The organism is Nocardia veterana NBRC 100344 (assembly GCF_000308855.1).
In the GTDB taxonomy this organism is placed as follows: Bacteria; Actinomycetota; Actinomycetes; order Mycobacteriales; family Mycobacteriaceae; genus Nocardia; species Nocardia veterana.
In genome coordinates, this window is sequence record NZ_BAGM01000204.1 from 1 (window position 1) to 12,647 (window position 12,647).

At 67.9% G+C, this 12,647-nt stretch carries 9 protein-coding genes; all 9 read right to left on the reverse strand.

Annotation, left to right across the window (positions count from 1 at the left end; genetic code table 11):
• Nucleotides 1–2,853, reverse strand: a 2,853-nt coding sequence (locus tag ON37_RS28290; protein ID WP_174362157.1) for an NAD-glutamate dehydrogenase domain-containing protein, incomplete at its 3' end; no start/stop codon positions are given.
• A gap of 125 nt (nt 2,854–2,978) precedes the next feature.
• Nucleotides 2,979–3,743, reverse strand: a complete 765-nt coding sequence (locus ON37_RS28295; RefSeq protein ID WP_157171655.1) for a hypothetical protein — start codon at nt 3,741–3,743, stop codon at nt 2,979–2,981.
• Nucleotides 3,740–4,810, reverse strand: coding sequence for a discoidin domain-containing protein (locus ON37_RS28300; protein ID WP_040723833.1), 1,071 nt, complete (start codon nt 4,808–4,810; stop codon nt 3,740–3,742). Before ON37_RS28300 ends, ON37_RS28295 begins: the two co-directional genes overlap by 4 nt.
• 88 nt (nt 4,811–4,898) lie before the next feature.
• Nucleotides 4,899–5,357 carry a helix-turn-helix domain-containing protein gene (locus tag ON37_RS34380; protein WP_245553550.1) on the reverse strand — a complete coding sequence of 153 codons (459 nt, stop codon included), beginning with the start codon at nt 5,355–5,357 and terminating at the stop codon, nt 4,899–4,901.
• Nucleotides 5,357–7,102 (reverse strand): type VII secretion protein EccE, encoded by a 1,746-nt coding sequence (eccE, locus tag ON37_RS28310; protein ID WP_051032228.1) that lies wholly within the window; start codon nt 7,100–7,102, stop codon nt 5,357–5,359. The genes ON37_RS34380 and eccE overlap by 1 nt, the downstream gene beginning before the upstream one ends.
• Complete coding sequence (mycP, locus tag ON37_RS28315) at nt 7,099–8,472, reverse strand: type VII secretion-associated serine protease mycosin (RefSeq protein WP_040723834.1); 1,374 nt, start codon at nt 8,470–8,472, stop codon at nt 7,099–7,101. The genes eccE and mycP overlap by 4 nt, the downstream gene beginning before the upstream one ends.
• Nucleotides 8,472–9,986: a type VII secretion integral membrane protein EccD gene (gene eccD / locus ON37_RS28320; protein ID WP_040723835.1), complete on the reverse strand. Its 1,515-nt coding sequence runs from the start codon at nt 9,984–9,986 to the stop codon at nt 8,472–8,474. The genes mycP and eccD overlap by 1 nt, the downstream gene beginning before the upstream one ends.
• The gene (locus ON37_RS28325) at nt 9,983–11,338 is read right to left on the reverse strand and encodes a MinD/ParA family ATP-binding protein (protein WP_245553551.1); all 1,356 of its coding nucleotides are present in this window, start codon (nt 11,336–11,338) and stop codon (nt 9,983–9,985) included. The genes eccD and ON37_RS28325 overlap by 4 nt, the downstream gene beginning before the upstream one ends.
• Before the next feature lie 413 nt (nt 11,339–11,751).
• Entirely contained in the window at nt 11,752–12,645 is an 894-nt protein-coding gene (locus ON37_RS28330; protein ID WP_245553552.1) for an ESX secretion-associated protein EspG, read from the reverse strand.
• Between the last annotated feature and the right edge of the window lie 2 nt (nt 12,646–12,647).

The following is a 12,647-nucleotide window of genomic DNA, read 5'->3' on the forward strand; positions in this document are numbered from 1 at the left end:
GTCGTATTGCTGGGCTACCTCGTTGGCGATGTCGGAGAAGGTGGCGGTGCCCTTGTCGGCGGCGACGACGAGATAGGTGTCGTCCCCGTCGCGGCGCACCACCCGCTCCGGCGGCACCACCGCACCACTGGCGTGGTCGACATTGTCGGTCACATCCAGCAGTCCGGAAATGAAGGTCCGATAGCAGGCGATCCCCTCCGCCTGTAGCGCCTGACGATCGGCAGCCGGGTCACCGGTGGTGGCCGGCGGGCGCTTCACCACGAAACCGCCCTTGGCGCCGACCGGAACGATCACCGCGTTCTTGACCGCCTGCGCCTTCACCAGACCCAGAATCTCGGTACGGAAGTCCTCCAACCGATCCGACCACCGCAAACCACCACGCGCCACCGCGCCGAAGCGCAGATGCACACCTTCCACCCGCGGGGAGTAGACGAAGATCTCGAATTGCGGACGCGGACGCGGCAATTCCGAAATGGCATGCGGGTCGAATTTGAACGACAGGTGCCGCGGCGGCTTCCCCTCCGCGTCCCGGCGGAAGTAGTTCGTGCGCAACGTGGCGGTGATGAGTCCGAGGAAAGCCCGCAGAATGCGGTCGGTGTCGAGACTGACCACCGCGTCGATCTCGTCCTGCAGGCGGGCCGAGATCCCGGCGGCACGTGCGGTGGCGACCGGACCCAGATGTTCGGGATCGAAATAGGCTTCGAACAATTCGGTGAACGCCCGCGCGGTACTCGGCTGGGCCAGCAGCACCCGGGTGATGTTGGCGAAGGTGTAGGCGAAGCCGGCCTGCTGCAGATATTTCGCGTACGCGCGCAGCATCGCGATCTGACGCCAGTGCAGCCCGGCGCGCAGTACCAGTTCGTTGAGGCCGTCGACCTCGCAGTCGCCGAACCACATCGCGGCGGTCGCCTCCGGCAGGCGACGGCGAATACTGCTGGGCGGCAACGCATCCAGTTCGACATCGCGATCCAGATCGGCCTCCGGATCACCGTCTCCGACGACCCGCAGCGCGGAGGCCGGCACCCGCAGACCGAAGTCGTAGATCCAGCGGGTGCTCGCGCCGGGGAGTTCGAGCCGGTAGGGCTTCTCCTCCACGACCTCCACACCCAGGCTGTGCAGCACCGGCAGCACGCGGCTCAGTGACACCTCGGTGCCCGCCACATACAGCGTGAACCGCCACTCGCCCGCCGGCGCCCCGGCGACGCGATAGAGATCGGTATCGATCTGCCCGTCGGCCAGCCGCTGCAGCCGGCGCAGATCGTCGAGTCCCCGGGCCGGCTCGTATTCCTGCTGATAGGTCGCCGGGAAGGCCGCGGCGTAGTCCTGCGCCACGGCGGCCGGCAGCTCGGGCACACCGGCGGCCTCGCTGACCAGCCGATCGCCCCAGGTGCGGGTGGTGGCGAACAGTAGGTCCTGGATCCGTTCCCGATTGGACTCGGTGATGTCCGCCGGTTCGGCGTCGGCGCCGCGATGGACGGTGAAATACACGACCGCGAGCTCGGATTCGGTGACGCGGGCCGAATAGGCGATCTGCTCGGCGTCGAACTCCCGGCGCAGGATCTCGTGCATCCGCAACCGGACGTCGGTGGAGTACCGGTCACGCGGAAGATAGACCAGGCAGTAGACGGCGTTGCTGGCGGCGTCGCGGCGCAGGAACAGCCGGATCTGCCGGCGCAGCCCCAAATTCATGACGGCCGAGACGGTTTCGAACAGCCGCCGCGCGTCGGTGGAGAAGAGTTCGACGCGCGGGAAGGTCTGCAACATCTCCAGCAGGGCCTGCCCGGAGAACGAATTCAAGGCCAGCCCGGCCCATTCGATCACCTGATGCACCCGGCGCGAGATCACCGGAATGTCGAGGATGTTCTCGTGCAGGCCACTGACGGTGAAGGTGCCGACGAAGACGTGTTCGCCCACCACCGTGCCCGCCACCGACGGCGTGGTCTCGGCAGCGTAATCGGCCACGCTGACCACGTAGACATCCGGCGAGCCGGGCAGCAACGAATCCAACGATCCGTTGGACAGTCGCAGAATCTGATCCGAGCCCGCTGTCGCGGCGCCGACGTCGACCCCTGCGCCGTTGCGCAGAACGCCCAGCGCGGTCCCCGAAACCTGTTGCGGCTCAGGGCCGTCCGCATTGTGATGGACGCGGTAGTACCCGTAGCCGAGCAGGTTGAAATGCCCGGAGGTCAACCAGCGCAGCAATCGGGCGCATTCGGCGGCCTCGGCGGCCGAGGGCTGCGGCACCAGATCCAGCCGCGCGGCCAGTGCTCCCATCGTCCGAGTCATCGCGTCGGTGTCGTGGGCGACCTGGCGGAGTTCGGCGAGCAGCGGTGGCAGCGCCCGCTCGATCCGATCCAGCACCGCATCGGTCTCCCCGGCGCCCAGCTGAACATGAATCCAGGATTCGGTGACAACGTTCCCGCTCGCCTCGGCCCGGCTCGCCGGATTCTCCTGCGCGACCTCGAAACCCTCACTGGGCGCGATCGCGCGCAGCCGCCCGCGCCGGTCCCGCAGCACGTCGAACACCGGATGCACGACCTCCACCACGGTGGCGCCGAGCCGCTGCAACGCCGCGGTGAGCGAATCGACCAGCAACGGCATATCGTCGTTGACGATCTGCAGCGCCGGACCCAGCCCGCTCCCGTCCTCGGCCCGATACAGCCTGGTCAGAGCGGTGCCGGGGCGGCGGCCGGCGGCGAGCTCGAGATGATGGCGGAAGATCTGCTCGGCCCGATCGGTGATCGTCGGCGCCGCGGCTCCCGGCTGGATCCAGCGGAAGTACACCGCCTCCAGATCGGTCGGATCATCACGGAATCGCTTCCATGAAATCGTCTGCTGGGTAGTTGCCACCATCGACCCGTGCCTTCCCGCGATCGGAATCGGTACCGCACACCCGTGCGGATCTTCTTGAAGAATGTACCGTTAAACAACGGCACGTTATCTAGTGTAACAAGGATCTGCGGGCTTTACCCGGTTTCTCAGTGAACCAAACCCGAGCGAAGCAAAAACGTCTGTGCGCCCGCACGATTGGCGAAACTACTCGTCTCCAGGTGCAAACCCGAATTCCGATCGGCGTACCAGACGGTAACCGCGGGACCGATCTCGACGAAGGTCGCACCGTCGGCAACGACGACCCCGCCGGAGGACCGCCACCGCGCGATCGCATCGTCGATGCGATCGGGAGCGTCGGTGCGCATGGTGAGGGTCAACGGGCGCCCACCGGTGATCGCACCCGACAGCAGCGGATCATCGGCCGCGACGACACAGGTATCGCCCTGCCCGGTCGGCTCCGGGTGGCAGTCCGCCGCCCCGCGTATCAACACCGGCAACGCATCCATCGGAGTCAACTCACCGATCGCGGGCACATTCGTCGAACAGGAGTGCAGCAGCAAAACAGCCAGCAGGATCATGACGACGATTCCGCCCAGAGCCGCCTTCCACTGCCACGCCGGAAAGACCTTTTTCAGTTCCTGTTTCGTCGCGTCCTCTGCCGAGTGCACGTCACCGGCCAGTTTCTCGGCACCGGCCACGAGCTTCTCGGCGCCGCCGAGCGCCGCGGTCAGGCCGGTCAGCAGCTTTCCGGCGCCCGCCGGCTCCACGCCCGATGCCGCAGCCGCGATCTCCCCGGCGTCACGCGCGAGCTCACCGAGTACCCGGAGGGGTGCTCCGCAATGACCACATCGCGACTCGTCACCGCTGCCGATGTGTGAGCAGTACTCGCAGATCCGTTGCACCGGTCTCATTGGCCTGTAATGACAATCGACGAGATCGCGGTGGTGTTGATCGAGCTGTCACCCTTGGACTCCAACACGCTCAGGGTGATCTTCGACGCGGTCACCGGCGGGCTGATCTTGGTGACCACGAGACTGCGCTGGTCGAGGGTCTGCTGGGTATAGGCGGTCGCATTCGCGTCGTCGAACTGGTACCGAACCCGGCTGACCGTCCGGTACTTGGTCCACAGATCACTGCCGTCGGCGCCCACGCTGTCCCAGCCCGGGACGATCCCGATGGAATCGATCTGATACTTCTTCCCCAAGTCGATGGTCAGAACCTGGCCGTCGACCTTGTACGCCCGCACGCACGACCACGCCTTGTCCGCCTGGCCGGAGAAGGCGTCCATTCCGGGCGTGCTACCCGCCGGGCAATGCGATGTCGCGGCCTTGACCGCGATCACCGAACCGCCGACCGCATGCTCGGGCGAGCTCGGCGCCGCGGGGGAACTGGGGGCCGCCGCCACCGCGGTCACGACCCGCGTGTTTCCCTGGTCTTTCCGACCACCCGAGGTGGTGATCAACGCCAAGATGATCACCACCGCGAGCGCGGCGGCCAATCCGATGGCGACCTTGGGTTTTCGAACGGTCACGAGCAGTGTCTGCCCGATATTGCCGGCGCCGGCACCGCCCCGATCGGACGGTTTTCCCTCCGCTGGAGGAGCTTCCGGCGGCGGATCGGCCTTCTGGGCGGAATCCAGCCGAGAGCGCGATCGCTCGGCATAATCGGCGGTGAATTCCAGCCCGCCGCCCCCAGCGTCCGGCGACTGCCCGTTGAGCAGGGCCATGATCCGATCGCTCGCTCTGGCTCCGCCGCTCGCCCGCGTGGCCGACGGGGGCCGCGGCGGGGCCGCCGTGGCGCCGACCGAATCTTGCTGTGCCGCAACAGGATCGAATTCCGGCGGATCGACACGTCCCGCGCCGGAATCGACGGGCGGTGTCGCCACCGAACGCACACTCAGTTCCGGATCGGACAGCAGCGTATCCAGGACCGCACTACGATGGCGCAGAAAGACGTCGGCATGGTCCTGGTCGGACATACCCTGGATGGTAGCCAGGCCGAAAACCGTTTCGTGGCAGCACTATTCCCGTCACGGAGAAGGTCGACCGCCGGCGAGCCGAGGCGGCTCAGCGCGTCGTCTCGGAGGTGACAAAGTACTCCGGGGGCACATCGAAAACCCGGGCCAACGCGATGATCAGGTCGAGCCTCGGAATCGCGTCTCCGTGTACCAGTCGGTACAAGCCGGACTGCGACACCGGAACGTCCGGGTACGCCAGTTCGAGATGTTGCGCCAGCGAATACAACGTCAACGATCGGGTGACGCCGTCCTCGGTCGACACCACCGACTCGGCGATGAGTTCCGACAGCCGACGCGAGAAGATTGCCGCGGCGGCCTGGCGAGGAGTCAGCGGATCGTCGTCCTCGACACGGTGTGTACCGGACTCACCGTCCGGCAGACCCGATCGACCCGCGGACGACTCGCCGCGAGCGCCGCCACCCGGATTGCGGGAGTGCCGCATCGAACGGTCCCCGCCGAAAGTTTCGCTGTTGTCCGATACCGAATCCGCTACCACATTGATCGACATTACCGGTTCACCTCATTCGATCCGCCCCGGATAACTCCGGGTATTTGCCCGGGTGGCGCCGACAACGTCTCGGGAGCGGAGATCGCCGGTGGCCCGGATGCCGGGAAGTCGCCGGCCGAGTTGACATACCGTGTTTCACCGCGGGGCTCGATCAGATCCACCCGCACGGTCCGCATCGGGATGCTGACATCGATGGCCGTCGAACTGACCTGGTCGATCGCTAGGTCGGCCGAGCGGCGCCGCGGCGCACCCGGATCGTTGATCGTCACGGTCGTGGGCGCCGCCGAGCCGGCGGGCGGAACCTGATCGAAGACCGCGATCGTCGCGGAGGAGCCCGCCGCGGTCGACCGGCCGCCGGGAGGCTCCGGTGCCAACCGCAGAGAGTCCGGGTCGCCCACCGAGGCGACCAGTTGCTGCCATTGCTGGGGGCGCGCGGAATACACCTCGACGTCGGCGCCGACCACCATGGCGCGCAGCACAATCTGTTGCGCCACCGGCAGTTCGGCGTAGACGTCGATGGTGCGGTGGCGCGGGTTGTAGCGAGCCGGGTCGAACAGCGGCATCGCGAGGGTATGTGTGGGGCGGCCACTGATGGCGCCGAGGATCTGCCCGCTCGGGCCGATCGGGATGGACAGCTGCGACACCTGCTCCGCGGACGCCAGATCTCCGGCCGAGCGGGGCCGTGGCAGGTCGTGCACCGACGTCTCCGTCGGCAAGCTCGCCAGCAAGGCCTCGGCTTGCCTGCCCCCCAGCGGGCGCAAGTATCCCGGCGGCGAGCCGGCCACCGGTGGACCGACGTAGCGGACCAGTCCCCGCGCTCCGAGGGCACCGCCCGCGAGGCTGACCACCACGGTGGTCCGTCCCTTGTTCCACGACCAGCAGTCGTCGAGGCCGGCGCCCTCCATCCGGCTCCAGTCGATGAGGAAGCTGGTCACGCTGCGGTTCGGCACCGACGTCTCGAGCCTCCCCCACTTCTCGCGCAAATCCGTCAATTCCACGCCGCCGTGCAGCAACCGCGTCGCCTCGACCAACGCCGAGGCGGGCAGTGGGTGCGCGGAGATGCCCCGTTCGCGCAAGCGAGCCGCGATCCGATTCGCCGCGGAGGCCAGCGCGCGAGGCCCCGAGTCCGCCACCGGACCGCGTTTGGACAACGCAACGAGATTGCGCTGCAGGTCCAATCGCACTACCAGCCACGTCATCCGATCGCCGACCACCGGGTGGGTACCGATCAGCTGGTCGTAGAGCATGCTGTACCCGCCTGCGGGCCGCACCCGCTGACCGGTGGTCACGATATCGACGTCGATCACCAGCCCGTACTGGTCGAGCATCGGCAACAGCGCCTCGACCGGCACGGTGTCCTCGGTGTAGAGCTCACGCTCGGCGATCACGGTCGGCAGGTCCAGATTCGGCGCCAGCTGAATCATCGCGATCAGCGCCGAATCGGTTTCGTAGACCCCGCAGTCGCCCGATGGCACCGAGACCTCACGAGCCGGGATTCGGCGTTGCACGGCCGCGGCACGGGCGGCCATACCGGCCCGGAACGACCACCAGTCCGCCAACCAGCGTGGACCACTGCGGCCGTTCACCCGTAGCGTCAAGCTCACCGCGAGCACCGTCGCGGCGGCGGGCGCGATCCACCACGGCACGCGGCCCCACAGTCCCGCGCCGATCACGCTTCCGATCACGATCACCACCGCCAAAGGAGCACGTTCGGCACCCCCGACACCAAGCTTGGGTGCGCTCATCGGCGTCTCCGCACCGCGCTGATTCCGTATCCGGCGCCGATTCCGACCACGAGCGCCACGACGATCACCACCAGAGCGACCGTGCCGGGCCGCCGGTCCGCAGGTCGTTGCGCGCGCGGCATCGTCAATCGCGAACCGCCGAACAGCCCGACCGGAGCTTGGGGCGCGGTGGCGTAGCTCAACGCGGCAGCCGGGTCGATGACGCCGGCTCCCACCACGTTGTCGACACCGCGGGCCGGCGCATGTGCGCTGGTCTGCAACCGGGCCATGATCTGCGACGGGGTCTCGTTCGGGAAGCGCGAGCGCAGCAGGGCCGCCACCCCGCTGACATACGCCGCGGCGAAGGATGCCCCACCAACCGGAACGAGCTTGTCGGGGCTGCCGACACCATTGATCAAACCACCGCCGCCGGGTCCCAGCGATTCGATGCCGGTGCCCGGAGCGGCAACAGAAACCCAAGGGCCCCACAGTGATTCGGGCATCGGATCGCCGGCCGCCGTGGTGAAGCCCACCGTCAGGACATCGGGCACGAACCACCCGGGGGCGGAAATGGTCGTGACGCCGCGCCAGTTCCTCGAATCGTCGGGCTTGCCCGGATCGATATCCGGGTTCTGTGCGCACCCGCTGGCGCCGGTGTTACCCGCACCCGCCACTATCAGCGCCCCGCGGACGTGCACCGCGTAACCGACAGCCGCTGACAGCATCGACTGGTCCACCCGCGCGGCGGCCGGCACACAGATCGGCAGGGTCACCGCTATCACCCCGGCACCGAGGTTCGCGGCATGGGTGATCGCCCGGGCCAAGGTGCGGACCTGTCGAGCGAGCTTCTCGGTCTGATCGCTGGTTACTTGTTCCTCGGTGAAGGCGCCCGACTGATACCGGATGGAGATGATCTGCGCGTCCGGGGCCACACCGGCGAAGCCGTCGGCGGGATCCGGTGCGGCACCGATGATTCCGGCAACCAGGGTGCCGTGCGCATCGCAATCCGACAATCCGTCTCCACCGGCGGCCACATAGTCGCCCCCACCGGCGAGGTGCGGTAAGCGCGGGCCGGGGGACACACCGGTGTCGATGACGGCGACCGTCACTCCCGCACCCCGGCTCAATGCCCGGACCTGGCGCAGATTCAAGGCGCGATCCGGGGGCGGCGTCTGGGACAGATCGGTGCCCTGCAGCACCCCGGTCGCCAGACAGCCGTTGTTCTGTTTGGTCGGCACCTCGGGCCCCGGAGGTCCGTCCGGCGGGATCGTGCCGACCACCACCTCGGGCGGATCTATCGCGACCGCCGGCGCAGTCACCAGCGCGGGGCCCGCGGCGAGCGCGACGAGCAGCCCGGCGAGCACGACACTCGCGGGTCGGAAGATTCTCATCAGATCGCCCGCATGGCGGTATAGATGCCCATGATCCAGAAACAGATCACCGGAACGATCAGGATCAACGCGTATTCCACCAGGTCGATGACCCGGCGTGTCACCGGCGACAACCGCCGCCCGGGTAGCCGCATCGCGGCCGCGTACGCCGCGCCGGCGGCGAGCACCACGATCGCGACCACGGCCAGACGTGCCGGGTCGGTCCGGTACGCACCCACCGTCGTCGCCGCCACACCGATAACCGCCGCGGCAGCTCCGAGGCACAGCGTCACCGCCTGGACCCGGTCCGGAAACCACCGCGCACGCATGACCAGGATGCCGGCCACTGCGACGCCGAGCACGATTTCGCGCACGCCCCCCGGGGCGGCCGCCGCGATCGACACGGTCCCGCCGGCCAGCAACAGCGACACCGCGACGATCAAACCCCGCAGGCTCGTCACCGCCATCCGCGCCCGACCCTCGATCGTCGTATTGTCCGGAATCTGCGGCCCGTCCCGACCGATCTCGCCCTCGTGCGGCGTCTCCGCATCGAAGATGTCGGTCAGCGTCGCCGGCGAGACCTCGTTACCCGGGTCGGGCAGGTCCGGCGGACGAATCCGTGCGATCACGACGGCGATTCGTGGTGCGGCGGTCAACAGGATCAGGGCGACGAAGACGACGCCGCCGAAAACTCGCTCATTCGGCACCCGGATATAGGTCGCCAGTATGGCGGCCAGCGCGACCACCGAGCAGACCTGCACGGCCGCGATCAAGGTCGCGATACCGAACCTGTTGGCCCGCAACAGCGTGACGCCGGCTATCGCAGCGATCACCGCACCCGCGGCGATATTGGGAGCGGCGAAGTTGCCCGGCTCCCCGTAGGCCGGAGGCACGAGCATCGCCCCGCCTGCGAACAGCAGTGCCAACGCCGACCAGATGAGCGCCAACGCGGTCGGCCCGGGGGAACGCCGGCCGGTGAACACCGCGGCTCCCCAGCAGCCCGCACCGAGGAGCAAGGCGGGCAGGCCGTTCCAGCCTGTCGAGCCGGTACGAGTCCACGACCACGAGAGCAGAACGGCGGCGGCCACCGCGGCGGCGCCCAGGGCACAGGCGCCCACCTTCGCCGTGGTCTCGGCGTCGAACTCCGCGAACTCGCGTTCGTTGATCAAGGCCAAGGCATCGGTGATGTCCTCGACGAGTGGCGTGAAGACCTCGTTGGACTCCACGACCGTCAACATCAGCAGGGTGCCGTCGACCACCTCCTGGTCGGCCAGGCTGCGCCACCGCGGCATCGCCGGTTCGCCCGGGCGGGCCAGACTCCACTGACCGTTCGGCGGTGTGAAGTCGACGTTCTCGTCGTCGATGGCGTTGGCGAGCACACCGATCAGATCGTCGATGAAGGTTTCGATCGTGAACTTGGTCGGTACAACCACGTCGACCTGGTAGTTGGCGACCAGGACCGCAACCCGGGCCTGGGCGACCTCCGCGGCCTGCGGCCCGGCCGGCGCGACCGACGGCGCGACAGCTGTGCTCATCGGCGGCCCCCGCGCTCCGCGCCGGGGAACCGGGGGAATCCGTCACCCAAGGTCGCGGCCAGTTCCTCGAACGACAACAGGGTGTCCTTGTCCAGCAAGCGCAGGTCTATCTCGCCGCCCTCGGCGAGATGTTCGTCGTAGGGCACCACCCGAGTGGGCCGCTGCGCACCCGCGAACAATTTCTCGATCTGGCTCACATCGACGATCGGCTTGGTGGGGTGGTGTTGCACGATCGCGACGACGGAACTGGCGATCAAATGCTGCAGACCGTGGGAATTGAGCCAATTGAGTGTTGCCACAGCACCTTTCACTCCACCTACGGTCGCGGGTGTCACCACGACGATGGCATCGCTGGTCTGCAGCACGGTCTGGGTGATCGAATCCAGCACGCCGGTGCCGCAATCGACGAGGACCAGGTTGTAATGGCGCCGCAGGGTGAGCACCGCCGAGTGATACTCGCGACCGGACAGCGCCTCGACCGATTCGGTCGTCCACGGTGATGCCAGTACCGCGAGATCGGCGTTGTTGATGGAAGTGAACGAATGCACCGCCGAGAACGCATCGAGATTTCCGGCCCGGACCATATCCCGCAGCGTCAAACCGTACTGGTGCGGTGCGGTCCGCGCGGGCAGGTCGCCGAAGTCCGGATTGGCATCGACCGCGACCACGCGGTCCGGTCGCAACGCCGCGAACGTCGACCCCAGCGCGGCCGTCACCGTGGTACGACCGACACCGCCCTTCACACTGATCACCGCGATCTGATACGGGGAGGTCAATTGGCGTCGGATCCGCCCGCGCCGGTTCTCGGTCCGCTGCTCGGCCGGTGACAGCCCCAGATTGAAACCGACCTTGTTCAGCGCACCACGTACTCCGGAGGTGGATTTGAGCTGTGCCCGATGTGCGGCGGTGATGTCGGCCAGCAGGTCCATCGAGGTCAACGCGGCCGGCAGCACCTCGATCCGATCCGCCGGGTCGCCGAGCGCCAGCCGGTCGGGCAGCTGAGACGGAGCCGAAAACGCCTCCGGCGTCCATGCCGGGGCGGCGGCAGCGCCGGCCGTGGGCTCGCCCGAAGGCTCCGCATAGTGCTGGGCCACCTCGGATTGCCGGGCAGCCTCGGATTGCCGGGCAGCAGCGAGGTTTTCGGTGTAGGAGACCGCGGAGGCATCGGGCGGTGCGGCGGTAGCGGCCGGTTCGGGTGCCGGTGGCCGGCCCACCGTGTGCGGCGCGGGCTCCGCTGCGCGCGCGCTCGGCTCGGCGTTCGGCGCCGGGGTCGACGACATCGGCGCGCCGGGTGCTGCGACGCTCTCCTGGCCACTCGCGGCCGGGCGCGGGCCGGTCTGGCTCGCCCGCATCGTGCCGAAAGCACCGTATCCGCCTGCGCTGTACGGCAATCCACCGGCCGGCGGCACCGTGGCACCGCCGGGCGCGGGCGACTGCACCCGCGGTGCCGGGGATTCCGTTGCCGATGGGTCGGATTTCGGCGCCTCAGGTTTCGGTGGCTCGCCGGACGACGCCGTATCCGGAGCCTGTGAGGGGGAACCGGCTGTGGCACGCGCAGTTTCGTTCACCGGGGGAGCCGGTGGCCGCATGACGGTCGCACCGGCAGTAGTGTCACCCGGGGCGGGCGCGGACGGCCCACCCGGTTCGGCCACAGGTGCGAAGTATGCGTCGTACCCACCTTTGGCTCGCACAGGCGCAGCAGTACTGCCATTGGTGTTCGCTGCTCGGTTCATACTCACATCCTTCTCGAAACCTACCGTGACTTTCAGTCGGTACGGCTGGTTTCAAACCATGACCGGGCGGGTAACAGGTCGATCAGCGCGCTCACACCGCGCTGAATGGCGGCATCGTCGCCCGGCAGATAGGTCGACCACATTTCACCGTCCATCGCCCGGCTCGGGGTGACCACCACCCGCCCGGACAGCGTATCCAGAATGCTCAGTGCCACCTCCGGAACGACCGAACCACCGTCGTGGTGCTCGATCACCTGTACCTCGGCCCGGCGTACCACCTGGTCGAGCGCGCGCGTCAACGCTGCCGCAGTCCGCGGCTGCGCGCCCAATTCGACCAGGGCGGCGCGGCGCTCGACCGGGTCGGCGGGCACCTCGTTCAGCTGTTCGAACGTGGCGCTCATCGGCTCGAACTCCAGCGCCGCCACCGAACCGAGCGCCGAGATCAGCACCGCCGCCAGGTTATCGAGCTCCCGGCCCTGCTGAAATACCGTCTGGAGCACGACATGGTCGTCGTTGCGCAGCGCCAACACGTGGTCCGCGCCGGCGCGCACGAACGAAATCCGCAGTAGCCCACGGGCTTCGCCGTCCAAACCGGTATCGAGGATTCGGGCCGCCATTTCCATGTCCGGCCGGTTCAGGCAGTGCAGCCAGTGCGCCACGGTCGGGTGTACCCGCCCGTCGACGAGCACACCCACCTCCGCGAGCTGCGCACCGACGACCTCGTGAACTCGCTTCCGGTCTTCCACCAGGTAGATATTCGGCATGAGTGCCAACACCGGCGGGTAACTGTCGATACCAACCACCGTCCTGAGCATCAGGGCGGCATCGACATTCAATTCCACGGCGAGCGGATCGTCATCCGCTTCCGTACCGACATGCGTTTCGACGGAGCCGCCCCGGCCGTCCGGATGGATAGTGTCCGACACGG

Coding starts and splice junctions, on each gene's coding strand:
- mycP (WP_040723834.1), bottom strand. CDS start 8,472: ATGAGAATCTTCCGACCCGCGAGTGTCGTGCTCGCCGGGCTGCTCGTC.
- ON37_RS28300 (WP_040723833.1), bottom strand. CDS start 4,810: ATGTCCGACCAGGACCATGCCGACGTCTTTCTGCGCCATCGTAGTGCG.
- eccD (WP_040723835.1), bottom strand. CDS start 9,986: ATGAGCACAGCTGTCGCGCCGTCGGTCGCGCCGGCCGGGCCGCAGGCC.
- ON37_RS28295 (WP_157171655.1), bottom strand. CDS start 3,743: ATGAGACCGGTGCAACGGATCTGCGAGTACTGCTCACACATCGGCAGC.
- ON37_RS28325 (WP_245553551.1), bottom strand. CDS start 11,338: ATGCGGGCGAGCCAGACCGGCCCGCGCCCGGCCGCGAGTGGCCAGGAG.
- eccE (WP_051032228.1), bottom strand. CDS start 7,102: ATGAGCGCACCCAAGCTTGGTGTCGGGGGTGCCGAACGTGCTCCTTTG.
- ON37_RS34380 (WP_245553550.1), bottom strand. CDS start 5,357: ATGTCGATCAATGTGGTAGCGGATTCGGTATCGGACAACAGCGAAACT.